Genomic DNA, 21,459 nt, shown 5'->3' on the forward strand with positions numbered 1-21,459 from the left:
GGTCCCGCGATCCGCCGCCAGCTCGGGGGCGTCCGGCAGCTTCGGGTCGCTCACCAGGCCCCAGGCGGCCAGGGCGAGGATCGCCGAGAGGCCGAGATAGAGCCGGATCTGCGTTCCGCCCGGCGCGCGTCCGGCCGGCTGAAAGCTCTGCGGCTTGGCATAACTCATTTGAGATCTCCTCATCCGAAGCTTGGACCTGTCCTTGGCTTGGCATTGCAGGCGAGTCGAGTCTTGGAAGAGAAATGCAACGTGCCGCCGCGCAGCGCAAACGACGAATCCCTATAGGTCAGGTCAGAAAATCTAATGCGACAACAGAGCAGGTCTTCAGCCTGCAGGGCCGAGCGTTCCGTCTCCGCCGGGTGGGGGCCGCCGTCCGCTTGACGGCGGCCCCTCGAAGGACGCGGGCTCGGCCCGGCGTCTCAGTCGGTGTGGATCAGCCAGGTCGTCCGGTACCTCTTGATCTGGCCCTCCTGCAGCCGCGACCAGTAGGACGCGAGCTCCTGCTTCACCACCGGGAAGAGGATGTAGAGCCCGATAATGTTGGCGACCGCCATGGCGAAGATCGCGGAGTCGGAGAAGTCGACCACGGGGCCGAGGCTCATGGAGGAGCCGATGACCACGAAGATGCAGAAGATCACCTTAAAGACGAGCTCGATCTTCTGCCCCTCGCCGAAGAGGTAGGTCCAGCACTTCACCCCGTAGTAGGACCAGGAGATCATGGTCGAGAAGGCGAAGAGCACCACCGCCAGGGCGAGGACGTAGGGGAACCAGGGGAAGACGCTCTCGAAGGCGGAGGAGGTGAGCTCGACGCCGCTCATCCCGGCCTCGTTGGAATAGGAGCCGGTGATGACGATGACCAGCGCGGTCATGGTGCAGATCACCACGGTGTCGATGAAGGGCTCGTGCAGGGCGACCAGACCTTCGGTGATCGGCTCTTTGGTGCGCACCGCCGAATGGGCGATCGAGGCCGAGCCGACGCCGGCCTCGTTGGAGAAGGCGGCCCGCTTGAAGCCCTGGATCAGGGCCCCGATGGCCCCGCCGGCCACGCCTTCCGGGCTGAAGGCGCCGACGAAGATGGCGCCGAAGGCCGCCGGCACCTCGGTGATGTTGGCGAGGATGATGATCACCGCCGCGGTGCAGTAGACCACGGCCATGAAGGGCACGACCTTCTCGGTCACGCGGGCGATCGACTTGATGCCGCCGATGATCACGGCGCCGACGATCCCGGCGACGATCAGGCCGAAGAGCCAGCCCTTGTCGGCCATGAAGCCGGTCTCGCCGCCGGTGATGTTGACGATCTGCTGGAAGGACTGGTTGGCCTGGAACATGTTGCCGCCGCCGAGCGCGCCGGCGATGCAGCAGACCGCGAAGAAGACCGCCAGGAACTTGCCGAGCCCGGCCATGTTCTTCTCGGCCAGGCCCTTGCTCAGGTAGTACATCGGCCCGCCGGAGACCGAGCCGTCGGCGTACTCGTTGCGGTACTTCACGCCCAGGGTGCACTCGGCGAACTTCAGCGACATGCCCATGATGCCGGCCAGGATCATCCAGAAGGTCGCGCCCGGCCCGCCGATGGAAACGGCGATTGCGACACCCGCGATGTTACCCAGCCCGACCGTGCCCGAAAGCGCGGTCGCCAGGGCCTGGAAGTGCGAGACCTCGCCGGCGTCCTTGGGATCGGCGTAGTCGCCGCGGATCAGCTGCATCGCGTGCTTGAAGGCGCGGAAGGAGATGAAGTTGAAGTAGACCGTGGCGATCGCTGCGGCGATCACCAGCCACATGACGATCAGGGGGAACTGGACCCCGAAGACCGGCACCGAATAGAAGATGATGCCGACGATGAAATTGGATATCGGGGCGATCGCCTCGTTGATGGCGGTGTCGATCCCGCGCTCCTGCGTCTCCTGCGCAAGCGCGGCCGGAGTCCAGAAGAGAGCCAGCAAAGCGGCTGCGATCAGCTTTTTCATGGGTGCCTCCCAGGGCCTTTTTCTTGGCGCGCCTGTCGCCGGAGTCTCCGGGGAAGGCCGCGCAATGAACCGTGAAGTCGGTGGTGGTGACTCCGGTCAGGGCACGACGGTGACCGGAACCGGCGAAATCTGAACCAGAGATCCGGCAACGCTGCCGAAGAGCATCGCCTTGATCTTGGACAGACCGCGCCTGCCGATGAATATCTGGCAGGCACCTTTCTCGCTGGCCAATGCGCTGAGCACCTCCGCAGCATGGCCGTGGCGGACCACGCCCTCGACCTCAAGCCCCTCGCCCTTGAGCGAGGCGACGAGGGGATCGAGAACCTGGCTCTGGGCCCGGGCGATCTCCTCCTCACGTCGCTTGTGGCGCTCTTCGTTTTCCTCTGGGGTGTTGAAGGTATAGGGCGACCACTCGATCACGTGGGCGACGATGAGGCGGGCCTTGCCCGCTTTGGCGCGCAGCTTCGCATAGTCGGCCGCGCGTCCGGCAGGCTCGCTGCCGTCCACGGCCAGAAGGAATGTGTCCGTCATGCTTCCCCTCCCGAGCGTCGGGCGGCGATGCGACGAACCTCCACTGCGACTTGATCTCGAAACGACTACTGGGAGTCCGTCGTGACGCCCGTCCGCTCTCCTGTTCCACCCAAGACAATGCCGAGCCCGTCGATGTAACCGGGCGCGTCCGGGTTCGTTGCCCGGACCTGGACAGCGGTCCTCAATGGACCCCTTGAGCGCGATCAGTGTGGCCCTGGCTCAATCGCGGGTCCAGGATTTAGTTGGCGGCGGCAGAACCGCGAAATCAAACGCTACGCCCTCAGCGCCGCGTTCTCCGGGTCGTAGGGGCTTTCGGCGATGATGCGGGCGGGGCGGCGCTGGTCGAGGACGCGGACCTCGCAGGCGCGGCCGATCTCGGCGAAGTCGCTCTTCACGTAGCCCAGCATCAGGGACTTGCCGACGTGGTGGCCGTAGCCGCCGGCGGTGCCGCGGCCGACCACCTCGCCGTCCATGAAGACCGGCTCGTTGCCGAAGGGATCGGCGTCGTCGGCGTCGATCTCGATCGTGCAGTAGGTGTTGGGCACGCCTTCCTCCTGCTGGCGGACCAGGGCGTCGCGGCCGGTGAAGTCGCCCTTGTTGAGCCGCACGAAGCGCTTGAGGCCGGCCTCCAGGGCCGAGTTCTCGGCGTTAAGGTCGGTGCCCCAGAGCCGGTAGGACTTCTCCAGGCGCAGGGAGTCCATGGCCCGCATGCCGGCCAGGCCGATGTCGAACTCGCGGCCGGCCTCCATGAGCGCGTCATAGAGGTGGTTCTGGTACTCGATCGGGTGGTGCAGTTCCCAGCCGAGCGAGCCGACGAAGTTGACCCGCAGCGCCCGGACCCCCGGCGCGAAGCCGACGGTCATCTCCTGCAGGGTGAGCCAGGGGAAGGCCTCGTTGGAGACGTCGGCGTCGGCCAGCTTCTCCAGCACCTTGCGCGCGTTGGGCCCGGCGAGGACGAAGACGCCGTACTGGGTCGTGGTGTCCTTGAGGATCACCGAGCCGTCACGCGGCAGGTTCTTTTGCAGGAAATCCAGATCGTAGTCGTGGGCCGCGCCCGAGGAGATCAGGAAGAAGCGCTCGCCCCAGAGCCCGTCGGCCAGGCGGCTGATCGTGAACTCGGAGCGGATCGACCCCGAGGGGTTGAGGGCGTGGGCGAGGGTGATGCCGCCGAGCTTTTTCGGGATGACGTTGGCGACGAGGCGGTCCAGGAAGGCGCGGGCGCCGGGGCCCTCGACCTCGAACTTCGAGAAGGCCGAGAGTTCGATGACGCCCACGTTCTCGCGGACGGTGCGCACCTCGTTGCCGACGTGCTCGAACCAGTTCGAGCGACGGAAGGAGTAGAGGTCCTTGCGCTCCGTGCCCGCGGGCGCGAACCAGTTGGGCCGCTCCCAGCCGAAGCGCTGGCCGAAGACCGCGCCGGCCGCATCCAGGCGGTCGTAGCAGGGCGGCGCCTTCGCAGGACGGCAGCCCGGGCGCTCCTCCATGGGATAGTGGATGATGAAGACGTGCTCGTAGGCCTCCTCGTTCTTCAGCCTGGCGAAGTTCTTGGAGACCACGCCGAAGCGCCGCGGATCGACGCCGATCATGTCGACCGTGGGTTCGCCCTCGACCATCCACTCGGCGAGCTGCCAGCCGCCGCCGCCGGCCGCGGTGATGCCGAAGGAATGGCCCTCGGAAAGCCAGAAGTTGGGCAGGCCGAAGGCCGGGCCGACCATGGGATTGCCGTCCGGCGTGTAGGCGATGGGGCCGTTGACGATGTCCTTGATGCCGGCGTTCTCGAAGCTGGGCACCCGGGCCATGCAGGCCTCGACGTGGGGCATCAGGCGCTCCAGGTCGCCCGGGAAGAGGTCCTTCTCGAAGCTGGCCGGCACGCCGTCGGCGAAGCGAGCCGGGGCGCCCTTCTCGTAGGGGCCGAGGATCCAGCCCATGCGCTCCTCGCGGAAGTAGTACTGGGCGTCGGACTCGCGGAGGATCGGCAGCTCCGCGTTGCCGGCCTCGCGGTAGTCCTTCAGCACCGGGTCGACGTCGGTGACGATGTACTGGTGCTCGACCGGGATCGAAGGGATCTCCAGGCCGACCATCTTGGCGGTGGCGCGGGCGTAGTTGCCAGTCGCGCAGACCACGTGCTCGCAGGCGATCTCGCCCTTGGCGGTCTTGACGATCCACTCCAGGCTCTCGCTGCGCTCGATCCCCGTGACCTCGGTCTGCTGGTAGATCTCGGCGCCGTTTTGCCGGGCGCCCTTGGCCAGGGCCATGGTTACGTCGACCGGCGCGATGTGGCCGTCGGTCGGGTGCCAGAGCGCGCCGACCAGGCCGTCCATGGAGGCGAGCGGCCAGAGCTTCTTGATCTCTTCGACGCCGATCAGGTGGCATTCGACGCCGATGGTCTCGGCCGTGCACTGGTAGTTGCGGTACTCGTCCATGCGGTCGCGGTTGGTCGCCAGGCGCAGGTTGCCGGTGTTGTGGAAGCCCACGGCCTGGCCGGTCTCGGCCTCCAGCCTCTTGTAGAGCTCGACCGAGTACTGGTGCAGCTGGCCGACGCTGTAGCTCATGTTGAACAGCGGCAAGAGGCCGGCGGCGTGCCAGGTGGAGCCGGCGGTCAGCTCGGTCCGCTCGAGCAGGACCACGTCGTTCCAGCCCTTCTTGACCAGGTGATAGAGGACGCTGACGCCGTTGACGCCGCCGCCGATGACAACCACGCGGGCATGGCTCTTCATGCCGAATCTCCTCGCTGCCGTCCCCCGCAGGCCGCCCGGCCGCCCTGGGCCGGTTTTCTGTCCTGATTACAGCCTCTTAGAGGGTATGTCTCAAGGAAACCATGGTCCCTCGGCGCGCCCCGGTCCCCCGAAGGTGCGACGCTGCCCGCCGAATTTCCGACATGCGGCACCCCCTGACGGGACCGATCCCGGCACCGCCGCCGCGATTGCGCGCAGGCCGGTCGCTGGGGCGACAGAGCGGCGGTGCTGCCTGGGCGGACTATCGCCGCAAGACAAGGCTTTGGGGACAAGGGCCATGGCAAATCCGGCAGAGATCGCCAGGGCGCGTCGGCGCGGGCGCGAGAGCGGCGGCCGCGAGGCGCGGCGGGCGGCGCGCGGCGGCGGCAGGAGCGAGCAACTGCGCTTCATCCAGCGCAAGATCCCGGTCTACGAGATCCTGAGCGAGGAGGGTCTGGCGCTCTGTGAGCAGAACGCCGAGACCGTGCTGCAGGAGATCGGCATCGAATACCGCGACGACGAGGAAGCGCTGAAGATCTGGAAGGACGCCGGCGCCGACGTCGACGGCGTCCGGGTGCGCTGCCCCAGGGGCATGTGCCGGGAGATCATTCGGAAGTCCGCGCCGGCAAGCTTCACCCAGCACGCCCGCAACCCGGCGCGCAGCGTCGAGATCGGCGGCAACGCCACGGTCTTCGCGCCGGTCTACGGCCCGCCCTTCATCCGCAACCTGGACGAGGGCCGCCGCTACGCGACCATTGAGGACTTCCGCAACTTCGTGAAGCTGGCCTATGTGGCGCCGGCCATCCACCACTCCGGCGGCACGGTCTGCGAGCCGGTCGACGTGCCCGTCAACAAGCGCCACCTGGACATGGTCTACAGCCACATCCGCTATTCCGATAAGCCCTTCATGGGCTCGGTGACCGCGCCGGAGCGGGCCGAGGACAGCGTGGCCATGGCCAAGCTGGTCTTCGGCGAGGCCTTCGTCGCCGAGAACACGGTGATGGTCAGCCTGATCAACGCCAACTCGCCCATGACCTTCGACGGCACCATGCTGGGCGCGCTCAAGGTCTACGCCCGGGCCAAGCAGGCGGCGATCGTCACGCCCTTCATCCTCTCCGGGGCCATGGCGCCGGTGACCCCGCTCGGGGTCATGACCCAGACCCTGGCCGAGGCCATGTCGGGCATCGCCTTCGCCCAGCTGGTGCGGCCCGGCGCACCTTGCATCCTGGGCAGCTTCGCCAGCTCGATGTCGATGCAGTCCGGGGCGCCGACCTTCGGCACGCCGGAGCCGGCGCTGGTGCTCTACGGCATGGCCCAGCTGGCCCGTCGCCTGGGGGTGCCCTTCCGCTCCGGCGGCTCGCTCTGCGGGTCCAAGGTGCCGGACGCCCAGGCCGCGCACGAGAGTAGCCAGACCCTGCTGCCGACGGTCCAGGCCGGGGTCAACTTCGTGCTGCACGCGGCCGGCTGGCTGGAAGGCGGCCTAGCCTCCTCCTACGAGAAGTTCGTCATCGACGCCGACCAACTCGCCATGATGCAGGTCCTGACCCAGGGCTACGATCTCTCGGAGAGCGGCCAGGCCATGGACGCCCTGCGCGAGGTCGGGCCGGGCCAGCACTTTCTCGGCTGCGCCCACACCCAGGCCAACTTCGAGACCGCCTTCTACCGCTCGCCGGTCGCCGACAACAACTCCTTCGAGCAGTGGGAGGCCGAAGGCGCCCTGGACACGGCCCAGCGCGCCAACACCCTGTGGAAGAAGTGGCTGCGGGATTACGAGGCGCCGGCCCTGGACCCCGGGATCGACGAGGCCCTGCAGGCCTACATGGCCCGGCGCAAGGACTCCGAGCCCGACGCCTTCGCGTGAGGCCGCCGGGCGCCGGCGCTACTCCGTCGACCTTACGGGCTTGAAGAGCGAGAAGGCGCCGCGCAGATCGCCTTCCGCGAAGCCGACCGCCTGGTCTTCCGGATAGGCCTCGCGCAGGGCTTCGGCCACGCCCGGTGCCAGCTTGCTGCCGTGGCAGCCGAGGCAGGCCTTCTGGACCGGGATCGCCTTCATGAAATGAACGCCGCGCTCGCCCTTGTAGACGGCCGTCTGCACGGTCTCCATCTCGGGCAGGGGCTCGCCCCGGGCGGCGCGGGCGGCGTAGGCCTGCAGCACCAGCAGCTCCTGTGTCCGCGGCCGGTTCTCGGGGTTGCGGACCTTGAGGGCGGTGCGGCGGATGTCCCAGCCGGTCTCCTCCTTCAGATCGGCGGCGACCTGCGGCGCCAGGTGCTGACAGGCGGACACGGCGCCGCCGGGCCCGCGCTCGTCCTTGGCCACCTTCAGCTCCGCCTGCATCGCGGTGACCAAGCGCTTGATTACCGCCTTGGCCTCCTTGGCCCGGGCTTCCAAGGCTTGGGCGTCGGGCTCCTGCGCCGTCGCCGGTGCGGCCAGCATCGCGGCGATCAGGGCCAGCCGTAACACGTGCTTCATCAAGTCTCTCCCTTCGTCCTCTTCCTTTCGCCGGCGCGCCGCCAACTTTGGATATCGTAACTTCGAAGATTCGAATATATTGACACTGTAGCGAGCTTTGTTTGAGAATCCAAGCCTGTTTCGAAGCGAGGAGAGGGCGCGGGATGGATCCGAAGGAAATGCGGCGCACGGCGCCCGCGATCGCCGAGCTGATGAAGGTGCTGTCCAACGAGACCCGCCTGATGATCCTCTGCCTGCTGGTCGAGGGCGAGCGCTCGGTCAATGACCTGGCCGAGACCCTGGGAGTCCGTGGGCCGACGATGTCCCAGCAGCTGGCGCTGCTGCGCAAGGACGGCCTGGTCAAGACCCGCCGCGAGGGCCAGACCATCCACTACAGCCTGGCCCGCGACGACATCCGGGCGCTGATGGGCTTCCTCCACGACAGCTATTGCGGTGCCGCGGGCAGGCGCGGCCGCAAGTCCCGCGCGGCCTGAGGGCCGGCCCCGTGCCGAGGGTCGCGCTCTCGGTCGCGGCCTGCCTGATTCTCGCCGCCTGCGAGAGCTTGCTCTTCTATCCGACGGCGGACCTGACCGGCGATCCAGGGCGCCTCGGGCTTTCCTATCAGGAGATGAACATCGAGACCGCCGACGGGCTGGCGTTGGACGCCTGGTTCCTGCCCGCCGAGGCGGCGCGGGACACGGGCTGCACCTTGCTCTTCCTGCACGGCAACGCCGGCAACATCAGCACGCACCTTCCCATCGTCACCTGGCTCCCGGCGGCTGGCTACGGCGTGCTGCTCTTCGACTACCGCGGCTACGGCCGCTCGCCGGGCGAGCCCAGCCTTTCGGGACTGCGTCGCGATTTCGATGCGGCGCTCGACGCGCTGCTGGCGAAGGATGGCATGGCGCCGGGAGACGTGGTCGTCTTCGGCCAGAGCCTGGGCGGCGCGGTCGCGGTGACGGCGCTCGCCGCCTCGCCCCACCGCCATGAGGTCAAGGCCCTGGTCATCGAAGGCGCGCCTTCGAACTATCGCGAGATCACCCAGGAGAAGCTGGCCGCCTTCTGGCCGACCTGGCCGCTGCAATGGCCGCTGGCGCAGATCATGACCGACGACTTCCGCCCGGCGGAGGCCATCGCCGAGATCAGCCCGACGCCGGTCCTGATCCTGCACGGGCAGGCGGACCGCGTCGTTCCGCCGCACCATGGCGAAGCCCTCTTCGCCGCCGCCGGCAAGCCCAAGACCCTGTGGCGGCTCGAAGGCGGCCGGCATATCGCGGCGCTGAACGAAGAACGCCATCGCGAGGCCCTGGTCCGCTTTCTCGGGCGCTGCGACGCCTGATCCAGGAGGTGACAGGACCGAGGCCTGCCGACCGAGCGGCCCGGACCGCGCCCCTTGGTATTACCCCAAGACCTCGATCCAGGTCGCCATGCCGGCGGCCTGGTGCTCCAGCATGTGACAGTGCAGCATCCACTTGCCGGGGTTGTCGGCGAGGAAGGCGATGCTGGCCTTCTCGTTACGTTGGAGGAGGACGGTGTCGCGCCAGGGCGTTTCGGTCTGGGCGCTGCCGTCGCGCTCGACCACCCGGACGTGATGGCCGTGCAGGTGCAGGGCGTGGGGCCAGGCGGTGTCGTTGATCATCTCGATCACCGCCGTGCGGCCCCGTTCGACGCGCAGCAGGGGCTCGTCCGTCATGCCGGCCGTGCCGTTGAAGGCCCAGGCCTTGCCCTGGTCGACCAGCTCGCGCAGGCCCATGCGCCGGCCCTTGAACCGGGCGCTGGCCATTCGACCCATGGCGCCGCCCTCCATCAGCAGCTCCCGGCGCAGGGCGCCACCGAGGTCCAGGGATCTTGGTAGCGGATTGTCGGGCAAGGCGGCGGGCGGCGGCAAAGGCCGGTCGCGCGTGGGTGCTTCGGGCCGGTAGGCGAGAAAGGCGGTCTCGACCGCGTGGGCGCCGCCGACCTCGAGGATCGCGGTCCGGGCGCCGGGTCCCAGGACCGCGTCGACGACGAGGTCGGCCCGCTGGGCCGGCGCCAGGGTGACGACGCCGTCGGCGGGCTGGTAGGGGGCGATGGGCTGGCCGTCGAGCGCGACCAGCCAGGCGGCGTGGCCGTCGAGCCTGAGCGACAGCACCCGGGCGTTGCAGCAGTTGGCGAGCCGCAGGCGCAGGCGCTCGCCCTTGCGCAGAGCGATTTCCGGCTGCGAGACGCCGTTGACGGTCAGCCAGTTGCCAAGCCGGCCGGCGTGCGCCCAGTCGCGCATGCGCCCCAGGCTGGCCTCGTCGATCTGACCGTCCCCGTCCAGGCGCCAGTCGTCGAAGGCCAGGGCCAGGTCCCGGTCGACCGCCGGCGCCTCGGCCTCCTCGACGATCAGCAGGCCGTAGAGCCCGCGGGCCATCTGCTCCCAGGTCCGGTTGTGGGGGTGGTACCAGAAGGTGCCCGCATCCGGCGGGGTGAAGACGTAGTCGAAGCTCTCGCCCGGCCGCACCGCCGCCTGGGTCAGGCCGGCGACGCCGTCCATGGCGTTGTCGATGCGGATACCGTGCCAGTGGACGGTCGAGGGCTGGTCGAGGCCGTTCTCGAAGCGCAGGTGCAGCTTCTTGCCCTGCCGCGCCCGGATGACCGGGCCCGGCACCCGGCCGTTGTAGCCCCAGACCGCGGTCGGCGCCGCCGCGTCGCCCATCAGCGGCGCCCGCGCGAGGCGGGCCTCCAGGACCTTGACCGCGGCCGAGGCCTCCGCCGGAGAGAGCCGTGGGGCGAGGGTGGACAAGGCGAGGGCCGACCCCGCCGTGGAGAGAAAGCTGCGCCGATTCATCGCCGTGGAGAACTCCTGTCCGGATCGGGAAGCTAGCAGCCTTAACGCAAGCGCGCCAGGGCGGGGGAGACTCATTGGCTGGAAGCCCGGGCGTCGAGATCGTCGTGCCGTCGGCGGATCTCGGGCGGCCAGGTGCTCTTGATGTAGGACAGCACGGCGAGGATCTCGGTGTCGCTCAGGATCCCTTCGTAGGCCGGCATCTCGCTTTTGTAGCCGGGGCCGGCGAAGACCTGCGGGCCGTACTTGGTGAACCGGATCAGGTGGCTGGCGGGGTGGTGCCAGGTGTGCCCGCTGGCGTCGTGGGGCGGGGCGGGCAGCAAGCCGTCGGGGCGCCGCGCCTGCCAGTTCGGCTGGCCTTCGAGATCGGCGCCGTGGCAGGAAGCGCAGTGCTCGGCGTAGACTTGGCGCCCGGCCTGCACGACGCTGCGGTCGTCGGGGCGCAGGACACCGCTCTCTCGCCGCTCGCTCGGAGACCACAGCAAGACTCCGGCCAGCGCTGCCAGTATCAGAAGCGCGAGGCCAATGCCGAGGCGGCGCAGGGGCGGCGCGGTCATTCGGACTCCGGGTGTAAGTTGCAGGTCGTCGAGACCCTCGGAGGCTTGTCTTCGGGCCCCTTTTTACGGGTTCCGCCAGGCGGAAGGTCAAGGCAAGCTGTCGACTCTTCATAAGGAAAACGGCTCGACGGGGGACAGCGATGCCGGTGATTTCCGTGACCTGGAGACGGATCAAGGGGACCGAGGCGGCCCTGGGCTGGGCGGGGCCGCGCAGCGTGGTCGCTGACCGGCCGGCGGGCAAGGCGGGCGGCCAGGGCCTCGGCTTCAACGGCGGCGAGCTCCTGGCCCTGGCGATCGGCGGCTGCTTCTGCAACGATTTGCAGTACGTGGCCCACGACCGCGGCGTCCGGCTGACCGAGGTCGAGGTCGAGGTCACCTTGCAGCTCCAGGAGACGCCCCTGCTGGTCACCGGCGCCGCGATGACCGTGCGCGCCCAGGGCGAGGGTGACGTCGAGGCGGTGATCGCCCAGGCGCAGGCGCTCTCGACCGTCAGCAACTCCATCGCCCGGGGCTTCCCGGTGACGGTCAGCCTTGGGGCGTCGTAGGCGCTTTGCTGGTGGGCCATTCAACCTGGCTGTCATGCCCGGCCATGACAGGCTCAAGGAGGCACGAGCCGGAGCCAATCCTGCGGGCCGGGGTTCTCAGGAGAGCCGATGGACCTTGATTGCCTTCGAGGGCGACCGGTCGCTGCCGGAGGGCGCCTGCCTAATCCAAGACCGCCGTGGCTCCAACCGCATCGCGGTCACGAAGCCTTGATGTCGCGTTAAGCCGACGCCCATGGCTTCGGATGCATAAAGGACGCCCGACGCGAGCGACCCGGGCCGCCGACCGCCATGGACCTTTACTTCCTCTACCTCGCCTTGCTGGGCCTCTGGCCGCCGCTGCTCTGGCCGGCGCTGCGCGCCAGGGGCTGGCTGCGGGTCTGGCTGCTGGTCACGAGCGCCCTCGGCGCCCTGGCGACCCTGCACGAAGCGCGGCTCTGGTTCGCTTCCGGCGAGCCGATCCGGGTCGACATCCTGGCCATCGCCCCGCTGCTCGGCGGCCTCTACGGCGGGGCCGCGGTCCTACTGTTCCGGGCCCGGTGGCGGCGCTTCGCGGCGGTCTACGGCGCGGCGCTGGTCCTGCTCTGGGCCGGCGCGGCGGTGCTCTGGCAGGCCGAGGAGCGGGAACAGGCGCGCTTCCTGGAGGGCCTGGTCCTGGTCGCAAAGGGCGGCTTCCGCAGCCCGCAGGTCTACGAAGACCACTACGGCCCCTTCGCGCCGGCGCCCGAGGGGCTGCCGGCCGGGCACTGGCTGTCCGACGGCGATCCCCTGGCGACCCGCCTGATCATCAATGCCGAGGGGCGGGTCTGGCTGTTTCGCCGGCTCCGCGACGCGGAGACCCTGGACTTCGTCTCGGCCACCGTCCTGCGCCGCGCCGAGGGCGGAGACGGCAGGACCTGGGCCGGCGCCTTGACCGAGGCCCGCCGGACGACCTCGCTTCCGCCCCGGCCGGTGACCGTGACGCGGCGGGGCGCGACCCAGCTGACGCTGACCTTCCGGGACCGACCCGTCGCCTTCGCCAAGGCCCCGCCGCCCATCGATCCAGCGCCTCGGGCGGAGAACCTGAGATATCTCGGATCCTTCGGTCACGTCGATTGCGGTCCGCGCCGGGTCGAGGTCGTCCAACTCTGGCTCTGGCGGGATCAAGACGGGCTCTACGCGGTCGGGGCGGCACGGCCCTTCGCCAGGGGGCAGCCCCTGCGCTCCGCCAGGCTAATGGTCCTGGGCGCCGGTGCGCCCGAGGGCGAGGCCTGGGTCTTCACCTGGGAGGGGGTCAGGGGCGCCTCCCGGGCGCGGCTCACGCTGGATGACGGGCGTCTGGACCTGGTGCTGAAGGAAGGCAGCCGGCCGGAGCGGCGCCTTCGTCTGCGGCGCAGCGACGGCCCGCTGGGCGGCGACATCATCGACCTGGCGCCGCGGCGCAACGCCGAGGCCTGGGCCCACTGGTTCGACCGCGTGCCGCGGGGCAACAGGCTCAGCGGGGAGCTGCCCGGCTGCTGACGGGGCCGGCCTCAGGCCGCCCGGCTGGCGGCCGCCTTGCGGTCCTCGCGGATCATCTCCGCGCCCTTCTCAGCGATCATGATGGTCGGCGAGTTGGTGTTGCCCGAGGTGATGGTCGGCATGACCGAGGCGTCGACCACGCGCAGGCCTTCCAGGCCGTGGACCCGCAGCCGCGGATCGACCACGGCGCGGTCGTCCTGGCCCATCTTGCAGGTGCTGACCGGGTGGAAGATGGTGCTGGCGATGTCGCCGGCGGCCCGGGCCAGGTCCTCGTCGCTGTCGATTTCGGCGCCGGGCTTGTACTCCTCCGGCGCGAAGCGGGCCAGGGCCGGGGCGGCGCAGATCTTCCGGGTCAGCCGCACCGCGTCGGCGGCGACCTGGCGGTCGGCCGGGTGGGAGAGGTAGTTGGGCCGGATCGCCGGCGCCTCGCGGGGGTCGGCGCTCCTGATGTGGACCGAGCCGCGGCTCTCCGGGCGCAGGTTGCAGACCGAGGCGGTGAAGGCCGGGAAGGGGTGCAGCGGGTCGCCCAGGCGGTCGCAGGACAGCGGCTGGATGTGATACTCCAGGTTCGGCGTCGCCCGGCTGGGATCGCTCCTGGCGAAGCCGCCGAGCTGGCTGGGCGCCATGGTCAGCGGCCCGCGCCGGAACAGGAAATACTCCAGGCCCATGACCGCGCGGCCGAGCAGGCTGCCCGCGCGCTGGTTCAGGGTGACCGTGTGCTTGACCTTGAAGACCATGCGGACCTGCAGGTGGTCCTGCAGGTTTTCGCCGACCCCGGGCAGCTCGTGCCGGAGCTCGATGCCCTGCTCGCGCAGCAGCGCGCCCTGTCCGATCCCCGAGACCTCGAGGAGCTGCGGCGAGCCGACGGCGCCGGCGGCCAGGATGACCTCGCCCCCGGCCTCGCGCCGGGCCTCGGCGCGGGCCGGCCGGCCGTCGTGCCAGAAGTCGAGGCCGGTCGCGCGCCGGCCGTCGAAGCGCAGGCGGGCCGCCTGGGCCCGGGTCAGGACGGTGAGGTTGGGCCGGTCCTGGACCGGCCGCAGGAAGGCCTTGGCGGTGTTCCAGCGCACGCCCTTCTTCTGGTTGACCTGGAAGTAGCCGACGCCCTCGTTGTCGCCGCGGTTGAAGTCCTCGACCGCCGGCAGGCCGACCTCGGCCGCGGCGTCGCGGAAGGCGTCCAGGATCTCCCAGGACAGGCGCGGCGTCTCGACCCGCCATTCGCCGCCGGCGCCGTGGAACTCGCTCTCGCCGGCGTAGTGGTCCTCGGAGCGGCGGAAGTAGGGCAGGACCTCGTCCCAGCCCCAGCCCCGGTTGCCCATCTGGCGCCACTGGTCGTAGTCCTGGGCCTGGCCGCGCATGTAGATCATGCCGTTGATCGAGGAGCAGCCGCCCAGGACCTTGCCGCGCGGATAGTCGAGCGCGCGGCCGTTCAGCCCCGGCTCGGCCTCGGTCTTGAAGCACCAGTCGGTCCGGGGGTTGTTCATGGTGTAGAGGTAGCCGACCGGGATGTGGATCCAGATGTAGCTGTCCTTGCCGCCGGCCTCGAGCAGCAGGACCGAGACCTCCGGATCGGCGCTCAGGCGGTTGGCCAGGACGCAGCCGGCCGAGCCGGCGCCGACGATGATGTAGTCGAAGCTGCCGACGCTGGGCGCGCCCGCGAAGCCCTCCGGCATGTCGCACTCTCCTCTCCCGCCCGGGTCCATCTCGCCGGGCGGAGGGAGGGCCGTCAAGGGGCAGGTGCCGGCGCTTGCCTGTTGACAGGGCGCGGCTTCTTGCGTCTTGTACAACCATGGCGTTTGGTCTGCGGTCGAGAGGGTTCCGGCTCGGGGTCGTGGCGGTCGTCGCGGTGGCGATGTCGCTGCTCGGCCTCGCGCACGCCCTGCCGCGCGGGAACCCGGTCGATCTCGCGGACTACGCCCTGCCGGACGGCACGCTTCCGACGCTCTGCCTGGTTCAGGCGGAGCCTGCCTCCCAGCAGTCGGAGGCGGGTGTTGCGGTCTGCGACGCCTGCCTCATGGGAGCCGGCCTCCAGCTCCCGCTCGCCAAGGCCCCGCCGCTCGGCCGGGCTCACCAGGGCCTGCGTCTTCGCCAGGCCCAACCCGACCAGCCGCAGCGGGGCCTTTGCCGGTCCGGCCAAAAGCTGGCCCGGGCCCCGCCGTCCCTGATTTCGTGATCTAGCAGGCCGTCTTCCCGCCGCCCGGACGCCCCTTCGGACGTGCCGTGGCGCGTGGAGATGCCTGAGAAATCAACGATATTCAGGGAGGCATCATGTCGACGCAGGACCTCGAACTGGCCGCGGGCGCCGCGGCGGACACGGCGAGCGACGGCTCGCTCTACCGCGCCATCTGGCGCTGGCACTTCTACGCGGGGCTCCTGGTCCTGCCCTTCATGGTCTGGCTCGCGCTGACCGGCGGGGTCTACCTCTTCAAGGACGAGATCAACGGCCTGCTCTATGCCGACTACCGGACGGTCGCGCCCTCGGACCGGGCGGCCCTGCCGCCCTCGGAGATCGTCGCCCGGGCGAGCGCCGCACTCGGCGCGCCGGCGATCGGCTACGTCCCGCCCGCGGCCGCCGACCGCTCGGCCCAGGTCCGGGTCAAGACGGCGGAGGGCGAAAAGCGCATCGTCTTCGTCGACCCCGCCAGCGGCGAGGTCCTCGGCGACCAGGCCGACGGCAAGTTCGCCGGCTCGCCGCTGATGCTGCTGATCCGCAAGCTGCACAGCCTCAACTACTTCGGCGAGTATCCGAGCCGGATCATCGAGGCGGTCGGCGGCTTCGCCCTGGTCCTGGTGGTCACCGGCCTCTACCTCTGGTGGCCGCGCGGGCGCGCGGGCGGGGTGGTCTCGCTGCGCGGCGCGCCGGGCCGCCGCGTCTTCTGGCGCGACCTGCACGCCGTCACCGGCGCCTTCGCCGGGCTGCTGATCTTCTTCCTCGCGCTCTCCGGGCTGCCCTGGTCGGGCTTCTGGGGCAGCAACCTGAACCACTACGCCAACCAGGCGGGCCTGGCCTATCCGCCGGGCTACTGGGACGACATCCCGGTCTCGAGCGTGCCGATGAAAGAGGCCATGACCGAGACCTCCTGGTCCCTGGAGAACGCGCCCATGCCGGTCTCGACGCCCAACGGCGCGCAGCCGATCGGCCTCGACCGGGTGGTGGCGACCGCGACCGAACGGGGCATCGCGCCGGGCTATGCGATCGACTTCCCGGGCGACGAGACCGGGGTCTTCACCGCCTCGGTCTACCCGGACCAGATCGCCGGCGAGCGGATCCTCCACATCGACCAGTACTCGGGCGAGGTGCTCTTCGACGCCGGCTTCGCCGAGCTGGGCCCGGTCGGCAAGGCCATCGAGTGGGGCGTCAGCGTCCACATGGGCCAGGAGTTCGGCCTGGTCAACCAGCTGGTCATGCTGGCGACCTGCCTGGCCGTCATCGTCATGTCGGTCGCGGCCGCGGTCATGTGGTGGAAGCGCCGGCCCCAGGGCCGCCTCGGCGTGCCGCCCTATCCGGAGAACAAGCGGGTCTATCTTGCGCTCTGGGGCATCGCCGTGGCCGTCGGCCTGCTCTTCCCGATCACCGGCCTGGCGATCGCGGCCATGATCGCCCTCGACCTGCTGCTGATCCGCTGGGTGCCGCCCTTGCGGCGGGCCTTTGCGTAGCGCTGGCCTGCGCCGTTTGGTGAATCATTCCCCTCCCAACCCGCGTGGCGTCGCACGGTGGACGGAAGAAAGGGGGACCGCAATCGACGAAATCGGTTCCAAAGTCGTGCACTTACAAGGGCACCGCGGCTCTTCTCGGCCTCCCCCAATAACCGCTTTCTCCGGCAAAGCCGCCCGCTGCTGGCGCCGCGGCGAAAGGCGCACGGTCGCCACATCAAGGCATCGATCGGGCCTGCCTGGCCATTTGCCGAACCGCTCAACTGCCTTTCACTGAGTTGCGTCAGTTAGCGCACTTCCCGATCAGACGCGTTCGCGTCTGGCCGGGAGTAGTGCGCTAATGCCTTGAAGTCAGGGCATTACATCCGGCCAGATGGATCGCGAAGCGATTCCATCTGATCGGATAATGCCCTAGTGTCGCAGAGCCTGCATGAGTGCAACTTATCCGACAGGCACGCATCGGATTGAAGGCACCCACCCAGGACCAGACGTTCGAACACCTTTCCGCGGGCTCAGGCGAGATCGAATCGATCAAGGTTCATCACCTTGGTCCAAGCGTCAATGAAGTCACGCACGAATTTCTCGCGTGCATCGTCGGCTGCATAGACCTCTGCGATTGCGCGCAGCTCGGCGTTCGACCCGAAAATCAGGTCGACGGGAGTCGCCGTCCATTTGAACTTACCCGTCTCGCGATCAAGCCCTTCATAAACGCCCTCAGATCTGGGTGACTTCGTCCACTTCGTGGACATGTCGAGCAGGTTCACGAAGAAATCGTTGCTCAAGGTCCCCAGCCGGTCGGTGAGCACACCATGTTTGGACTGTCCGGCGTTTGCATTCAGCGCCCGCATGCCGCCGACCAGAACTGTCATTTCGGGAACGCTCAGGGTCAACAGGCTCGCCCGATCGACCAGCATTTCTGCCGGCGATCGACCGTTGCCGTCACCGAAGTAGTTGCGGAACCCATCGGCGGTCGGCTCGAGCACGGCGAAAGACTCCACATCGGTTTGTTCTTGCGATGCGTCCGTGCGTCCCGGATTGAACGGGACCTGCACGTCGTACCCGGCGTTCTTTGCGGCCTGCTCGATGGCCGCGGAACCGCCTAGCACGATGATGTCTGCGAGCGATACCTTCTTTCCGCCCGACTGCGCGCCATTAAAGTCCTGTTGGATCGTCTCCAGGCGCTCCAGCACCGTTGTAAGCTCATCGGGATCATTGGCTTCCCAATCCTTCTGCGGTGCGAGGCGAACCCGCGCTCCGTTAGCGCCACCGCGCATATCCGTACCGCGATAGGTCGAGGCCGACGCCCAGGCGCTCTTGACCAGTTCGGCTGTGGTCAACCCTGATGAAAGGATCTTGGCCTTCAGCTCCGCGATGTCCTCGGCGTCGATCAATTCGTAATCGACCGCGGGGACCGGATCTTGCCAAAGCAGTTCCTCTTCAGGAACCTCCGCGCCGAGATAGCGCGCCCGCGGGCCCATGTCGCGGTGGGTCAGCTTGAACCAGGCCTTGGCGAACGCGACTTCGAACTCCTCCGGGTTCTCTTGGAAGCGCTTCGCAATTTCCCGATAGCTCGGGTCGAGCTTAAGCGACAGGTCTGTCGTGAACATGATGGGCGCATGGGTCTTCGACGGATCGTGAGCATCCGGCACGATATTCGAATCGGATCCGTTCCGCGGAACCCACTGAATCGCACCCGCGGGGCTCTTGGTCTGCACCCACTCGAAGCCGAACAGGTTGTCCAGATATTGCGTGGTCCAGGCGATCGGATTGGCGGACCATGCGCCTTCCAGCCCGCTGGTGATGGTATCGCCGGCCTTGCCGCTGCCGCACTTGTTCTCCCAGCCGAAACCTTGCTGCTCGATGCCTGCGGCTGCGGGTTCGGGACCAAGACATTTGGATGGATCGGCGGCGCCATGGGCCTTGCCAAAGGTATGTCCGCCAGCGATGAGAGCAACAGTCTCTTCATCGTTCATCGCCATGCGACCGAACGTATCGCGAATATCCTTGGCTGCCGCGATCGGATCCGGGTTGCCGTTGGGCCCTTCCGGGTTCACGTAGATCAGGCCCATCTGAACAGCGCCGAGAGGCTGTTGCAGTTCCCTGTCGCCGCTGTAGCGCTCGTCGGCGAGAAACTCGGTCTCGGGCCCCCAGTACACCAAGTCGGGCTCCCAGTCGTCTTCGCGCCCGCCCGCGAAGCCGAAGGTCTTGAAGCCCATGGATTCCAGCGCGACGTTTCCGGTCAGGATCATCAGATCGGCCCATGAAAGCTTTCGACCGTATTTCTGCTTGACCGGCCAAAGCAACCGACGCGCCTTGTCCAGGTTGGCATTGTCGGGCCAGCTGTTGAGCGGCTCGAAGCGCTGTTGACCGCCGCCCGCGCCGCCGCGACCGTCAGCCACGCGGTAGGTGCCCGCGCTGTGCCAGGCCATCCGTATGATAAACGGCCCATAGTGACCGTAATCCGCCGGCCACCAGTCCTGTGAAGTCGTGAGCACCGTCTCGATCTCCTGCTTCACGGCATTCAAGTCGAGGCTTTTGAACTCCTCGGCATAGTTGAAGCCTTCGCCCATGGGATCGGACTCAGCGGCATGCTGGCGAAGGGGCTGCAGATTCAGCTGTTCAGGCCACCAAAATTGGTTCGACTTTGGTTTGTCTTGGGCGGAAGTAGGGGTGGCTGCGACCAGCGCAATCAGTAGAGACAGCACGGTCGCCGGGATGGCGACTATGGACACCGCAGTTCTAACCATTTGAGTTGGGTCCTCCCGGTTGCTCGCGGATTCGCGATGTCAGTTTGAAGCAAACACGCACGCCTTCATCCCTACTGAGCCCCGGGCCAACTTCCGTTGAACACCGTGACGGGAGCGTGACCTGAGGCGCAGAACCAGCGGCAATTTTCGCAACCTCTGAGGCGTGCCTCATCGTCGCAATACCTTAGAATGATTCTTAAAAAAAGACAAGAAAAACTCGGGGATACTGCAACCTAAAATATGCCAGAGCGCCTTTCTTGGGCTCACCTGGGAGCGACGCTCAGATGTGGTGTCGGAACCCAGTCGCAAGACGCCGGCAACGCTCGCTGGCCTTGGAGATGAGTGTCGTCAATGACTTGGAGAGGCGTCACCCGGGGTCGCGAAAGGATCGTCCTTCTTCCGATCCGGCCCGTCACGGCAAGCTTACAGATCCGCCGCGCGATGCTGCCCGGCGCATGTTGCAAATGGCGACGAACGCCAAAGTTGAGATTGAAACGCCAATCCTCTGCAGGCCCGTCCGAATGTCTGGGTCGGGTCTCAGCTTGCCCTTCGCCGACGGCGCCAACCACGCCCGGATGCGTATAGACAGGGACATCCTCTATGTCCGAACGACGTGTTCAGCCGAATGTTGGTTTTGCCCGGGTTTTGTGGACACCTAGGGCATTACATCCGGCCAGATGGATCGCTTCGCGATCCATCTGGCCGGATAATGCCCTAACTTCAGAGCGATAGCGCATTACTCCCGGCCAGACGCGAGCGCGTCTGATCGGGATGTGCGCTAGAACGAGGCGCCTTGAGCGCCGGGAGGTGTCAGATGACGAAGCCGAAGCGATACAAACGCTACAGCGCAGAGTTCAAACGGTAAGCCCTTCTCCGGGCGAGCGAAGAAGGCATAACAGACAAAGCGGTCTGCGATGAGCGGGGGATGATCAGCATACGGCAGTTTCGCCGCTGTCGAGGGGAGCTGGAGCTCTTGGGTAAAGAAGCATTTCCTGACAAGGGCCGAAGCCGCGATCGAGCGCGCCACATCCGGCGATCGTCAAGCGTTCAAGAGTCCGAAGCCCGGGTAAGCGCTTGTCTCACGCCGCCAGGATCCAGTCGCGGACCGTCGTGGCCTGAGGGGAGAGGGTCTGGTCCTTGGGCCAGACGACGTAGAAGCCGGCGCCGGTGGCCTGGCTCTGGGGCAGGGGGCGGAGGAGGAGGCCGCGCTCGACCAGGGGGGCGGTCAGGTGCTGCCAGCCCAGGGCCACGCCCTGACCCTCCAGGGCGGCCTGCAGGACCAGGGCGTAGTCGTTGAGCCGCAGGCCCTCGCCGCGGTCGTCGTGGTCAAAGCCGGCGGCGGCGAACCAGTCGCGCCAGCTCGGGCTCGGCCGGAAGGGCTCGTCCAGGTGGATCAGCTTGTGGCGCGCCATCTCGGCGAGGTCGCGCGGCGCGCCGACGGCCTGAAGATAGGCCGGGCTGCAGACCGGGAAGATCTCCTCCGGCGCGACCAGGGCCGAGTCGTAGGACGGCCAGGCGCCGTCGCCCAGGCGGACGCCGAGGGAGATGCCCTCGGCGCGCAGGTCGACGTCCTTGTCCGAGGTCTGCAGGCGCAAGTCGATCTCGGGATGGGCCTCGCGCAGTTGAGCCAGGCGCGGCACCATCCAGTAGCCGGCGAAGGCGGTCGAGGCGGAGAGCGTGACGTGGCGGTCGCCGCGCTGGCGCTTCAGGGTCTCGGCCGAGCGGCGGATGTGGGCAAGGCCGATGGCCAAGTCGTGGAAAAAGCGCTCGCCGTTCTCGGTCAGGGCGATGCCGCGGTGGCGGCGGTGGAACAGGGTCACGCCGAGGGCGGTCTCGAGCTGCCGGATCGAATAGCTGATCGCGGCCTGGGTCACGCCCAGCTCCTCGGCGGCGCGGGTGAAGCTGCCGTGGCGGGCGGCCGCCTCGAAGGCGAAGAGGCCGCTGGGCGAGGGGATCAGGCGGCGTAGGCTATCCATAAGCTGAGCTTATTCAAAG

General features: G+C 68.1%; 16 protein-coding genes and 1 pseudogene. 8 read left to right on the forward strand and 9 right to left on the reverse strand.

All coding sequences use genetic code 11. The features are described from left to right. Nucleotides 1–419: 419 nt before the first annotated feature. From QNJ30_20875 to QNJ30_20885, 3 genes are all read right to left on the reverse strand, one after another. Complete coding sequence (locus QNJ30_20875) at nucleotides 420–1,964, reverse strand: alanine/glycine:cation symporter family protein (protein MDJ0945928.1); 1,545 nt, start codon at nucleotides 1,962–1,964, stop codon at nucleotides 420–422. Nucleotides 1,965–2,060: 96 nt separating this feature from the next. Further along, nucleotides 2,061–2,495, reverse strand: coding sequence for a universal stress protein (locus tag QNJ30_20880; GenBank protein MDJ0945929.1), 435 nt, complete (start codon nucleotides 2,493–2,495; stop codon nucleotides 2,061–2,063). A gap of 272 nt (nucleotides 2,496–2,767) precedes the next feature. Beyond that, entirely contained in the window at nucleotides 2,768–5,212 is a 2,445-nt protein-coding gene (locus tag QNJ30_20885) for an FAD-dependent oxidoreductase (protein MDJ0945930.1), read from the reverse strand. 295 nt (nucleotides 5,213–5,507) lie between these two features. Here QNJ30_20885 and QNJ30_20890 point away from each other — a divergent pair, with 295 nt between their 5' ends. Continuing rightward, complete coding sequence (locus QNJ30_20890; protein MDJ0945931.1) at nucleotides 5,508–7,070, forward strand: trimethylamine methyltransferase family protein; 1,563 nt, start codon at nucleotides 5,508–5,510, stop codon at nucleotides 7,068–7,070. A gap of 18 nt (nucleotides 7,071–7,088) precedes the next feature. Here the strand turns inward: QNJ30_20890 and QNJ30_20895 are convergent, their stop codons facing one another. Then, a complete protein-coding gene (locus QNJ30_20895) occupies nucleotides 7,089–7,679 on the reverse strand; it encodes a DUF3365 domain-containing protein (GenBank protein MDJ0945932.1) in 591 nt (196 codons plus the stop codon). A 143-nt stretch (nucleotides 7,680–7,822) separates the two neighbouring features. On the opposite strand from QNJ30_20895, the gene QNJ30_20900 reads away from it, so the two are divergent. Together QNJ30_20900 and QNJ30_20905 are read left to right on the forward strand one after the other, a co-directional pair. Then, the gene (locus QNJ30_20900; protein ID MDJ0945933.1) at nucleotides 7,823–8,152 is read left to right on the forward strand and encodes a metalloregulator ArsR/SmtB family transcription factor; all 330 of its coding nucleotides are present in this window, start codon (nucleotides 7,823–7,825) and stop codon (nucleotides 8,150–8,152) included. Nucleotides 8,153–8,163: 11 nt separating this feature from the next. Then, nucleotides 8,164–8,997: an alpha/beta fold hydrolase gene (locus QNJ30_20905; GenBank protein MDJ0945934.1), complete on the forward strand. Its 834-nt coding sequence runs from the start codon at nucleotides 8,164–8,166 to the stop codon at nucleotides 8,995–8,997. Between the two features lie 60 nt (nucleotides 8,998–9,057). On the opposite strand, the gene QNJ30_20910 is transcribed toward QNJ30_20905, so the two are convergent. Both QNJ30_20910 and QNJ30_20915 read right to left on the reverse strand, forming a co-directional pair. Continuing rightward, nucleotides 9,058–10,470: a multicopper oxidase family protein gene (locus tag QNJ30_20910; GenBank protein MDJ0945935.1), complete on the reverse strand. Its 1,413-nt coding sequence runs from the start codon at nucleotides 10,468–10,470 to the stop codon at nucleotides 9,058–9,060. Nucleotides 10,471–10,541: 71 nt separating this feature from the next. Then, on the reverse strand, nucleotides 10,542–11,024 hold the full coding sequence (locus QNJ30_20915) for a cytochrome c (GenBank protein ID MDJ0945936.1): 483 nt from the start codon (nucleotides 11,022–11,024) through the stop codon (nucleotides 10,542–10,544). 140 nt (nucleotides 11,025–11,164) lie between these two features. On the opposite strand from QNJ30_20915, the gene QNJ30_20920 reads away from it, so the two are divergent. Beyond that, nucleotides 11,165–11,569 (forward strand): OsmC family protein, encoded by a 405-nt coding sequence (locus tag QNJ30_20920; GenBank protein MDJ0945937.1) that lies wholly within the window; start codon nucleotides 11,165–11,167, stop codon nucleotides 11,567–11,569. 288 nt (nucleotides 11,570–11,857) lie between these two features. Next, on the forward strand, nucleotides 11,858–13,066 hold the full coding sequence (locus QNJ30_20925; GenBank protein ID MDJ0945938.1) for a hypothetical protein: 1,209 nt from the start codon (nucleotides 11,858–11,860) through the stop codon (nucleotides 13,064–13,066). Between the two features lie 11 nt (nucleotides 13,067–13,077). On the opposite strand, the gene QNJ30_20930 is transcribed toward QNJ30_20925, so the two are convergent. Beyond that, nucleotides 13,078–14,736: a choline dehydrogenase gene (locus QNJ30_20930; GenBank protein MDJ0945939.1), complete on the reverse strand. Its 1,659-nt coding sequence runs from the start codon at nucleotides 14,734–14,736 to the stop codon at nucleotides 13,078–13,080. 116 nt (nucleotides 14,737–14,852) lie between these two features. Between QNJ30_20930 and QNJ30_20935 the strand changes: the two genes are divergently transcribed. Together QNJ30_20935 and QNJ30_20940 are read left to right on the forward strand one after the other, a co-directional pair. Further along, nucleotides 14,853–15,236 carry a hypothetical protein gene (locus tag QNJ30_20935; GenBank protein MDJ0945940.1) on the forward strand — a complete coding sequence of 128 codons (384 nt, stop codon included), beginning with the start codon at nucleotides 14,853–14,855 and terminating at the stop codon, nucleotides 15,234–15,236. 95 nt (nucleotides 15,237–15,331) lie between these two features. Next, nucleotides 15,332–16,720 (forward strand): PepSY domain-containing protein, encoded by a 1,389-nt coding sequence (locus QNJ30_20940; protein ID MDJ0945941.1) that lies wholly within the window; start codon nucleotides 15,332–15,334, stop codon nucleotides 16,718–16,720. A gap of 509 nt (nucleotides 16,721–17,229) precedes the next feature. On the opposite strand, the gene katG is transcribed toward QNJ30_20940, so the two are convergent. Further along, on the reverse strand, nucleotides 17,230–19,464 hold the full coding sequence (katG, locus tag QNJ30_20945; GenBank protein ID MDJ0945942.1) for a catalase/peroxidase HPI: 2,235 nt from the start codon (nucleotides 19,462–19,464) through the stop codon (nucleotides 17,230–17,232). A gap of 814 nt (nucleotides 19,465–20,278) precedes the next feature. On the opposite strand from katG, the pseudogene QNJ30_20950 reads away from it, so the two are divergent. Next, nucleotides 20,279–20,455 (forward strand): annotated as a pseudogene (locus tag QNJ30_20950) (IS3 family transposase). Nucleotides 20,456–20,543: 88 nt separating this feature from the next. On the opposite strand, the gene QNJ30_20955 reads toward QNJ30_20950, so the two are convergent. Continuing rightward, nucleotides 20,544–21,440, reverse strand: coding sequence for a LysR substrate-binding domain-containing protein (locus QNJ30_20955; protein ID MDJ0945943.1), 897 nt, complete (start codon nucleotides 21,438–21,440; stop codon nucleotides 20,544–20,546). Nucleotides 21,441–21,459 lie beyond the last annotated feature (19 nt).

It is taken from the genome of Kiloniellales bacterium, from assembly GCA_030066685.1.
Lineage (GTDB): Bacteria > Pseudomonadota > Alphaproteobacteria > Kiloniellales > JAKSBE01 > JAKSBE01.

Bases quoted from the DNA above. Each gene is read 5' to 3' on its own strand.
- QNJ30_20915 (MDJ0945936.1), bottom strand. From the start codon at position 11,024: ATGACCGCGCCGCCCCTGCGCCGCCTCGGCATTGGCCTCGCGCTTCTG.
- QNJ30_20900 (MDJ0945933.1), top strand. From the start codon at position 7,823: ATGGATCCGAAGGAAATGCGGCGCACGGCGCCCGCGATCGCCGAGCTG.
- QNJ30_20880 (MDJ0945929.1), bottom strand. From the start codon at position 2,495: ATGACGGACACATTCCTTCTGGCCGTGGACGGCAGCGAGCCTGCCGGA.
- QNJ30_20875 (MDJ0945928.1), bottom strand. From the start codon at position 1,964: ATGAAAAAGCTGATCGCAGCCGCTTTGCTGGCTCTCTTCTGGACTCCG.
- QNJ30_20890 (MDJ0945931.1), top strand. From the start codon at position 5,508: ATGGCAAATCCGGCAGAGATCGCCAGGGCGCGTCGGCGCGGGCGCGAG.
- QNJ30_20955 (MDJ0945943.1), bottom strand. From the start codon at position 21,440: ATGGATAGCCTACGCCGCCTGATCCCCTCGCCCAGCGGCCTCTTCGCC.
- QNJ30_20895 (MDJ0945932.1), bottom strand. From the start codon at position 7,679: ATGAAGCACGTGTTACGGCTGGCCCTGATCGCCGCGATGCTGGCCGCA.
- QNJ30_20920 (MDJ0945937.1), top strand. From the start codon at position 11,165: ATGCCGGTGATTTCCGTGACCTGGAGACGGATCAAGGGGACCGAGGCG.
- QNJ30_20885 (MDJ0945930.1), bottom strand. From the start codon at position 5,212: ATGAAGAGCCATGCCCGCGTGGTTGTCATCGGCGGCGGCGTCAACGGC.
- QNJ30_20940 (MDJ0945941.1), top strand. From the start codon at position 15,332: ATGTCGACGCAGGACCTCGAACTGGCCGCGGGCGCCGCGGCGGACACG.
- katG (MDJ0945942.1), bottom strand. From the start codon at position 19,464: ATGGTTAGAACTGCGGTGTCCATAGTCGCCATCCCGGCGACCGTGCTG.
- QNJ30_20935 (MDJ0945940.1), top strand. From the start codon at position 14,853: ATGGCGTTTGGTCTGCGGTCGAGAGGGTTCCGGCTCGGGGTCGTGGCG.
- QNJ30_20925 (MDJ0945938.1), top strand. From the start codon at position 11,858: ATGGACCTTTACTTCCTCTACCTCGCCTTGCTGGGCCTCTGGCCGCCG.
- QNJ30_20910 (MDJ0945935.1), bottom strand. From the start codon at position 10,470: ATGAATCGGCGCAGCTTTCTCTCCACGGCGGGGTCGGCCCTCGCCTTG.
- QNJ30_20930 (MDJ0945939.1), bottom strand. From the start codon at position 14,736: ATGCCGGAGGGCTTCGCGGGCGCGCCCAGCGTCGGCAGCTTCGACTAC.